This is a genomic window from Halomonas sp. SIMBA_159, from assembly GCF_046536035.1.
GTDB lineage: Bacteria > Pseudomonadota > Gammaproteobacteria > Pseudomonadales > Halomonadaceae > Vreelandella > Vreelandella venusta_A.
On record NZ_JAWJBT010000411.1, the window covers coordinates 1 to 278 of the forward strand.

The following is a 278-nucleotide window of genomic DNA, read 5'->3' on the forward strand; positions in this document are numbered from 1 at the left end:
GCGGCACGAAAGGTGAGTAGTCTCCTCCCTGGAGCGGCCCGCGAGCGCGCGGGAGCAGGAGGAGGAGACGTATGCCCGAGAAGGAAAGCACGACAGGCAGCGGTACGGAACAGAAGGCGAAAGCGAACGGCGCGAAGGCGATCATCGCCATCATCATCGCCATCGCCGCGCTCTCCTTCGTGTTCTCGAATGTGGCTCCCGCGACGCTGAGATTCCTGTTCCTGGAGTTCACGATGCCCGCCTGGGGCTGGTTTCTCGCGGTTCTGGCTGCCGGCGTG

At 64.4% G+C, this 278-nt stretch carries 1 protein-coding gene; it reads left to right on the forward strand.

Annotated features, from left to right (window positions below; translation table 11 throughout):
• Positions 1 to 71: 71 nt before the first annotated feature.
• The coding region (locus R0J87_RS19825) for a hypothetical protein (RefSeq protein ID WP_498888400.1) at positions 72 to 278 on the forward strand (207 nt) is incomplete at its 3' end.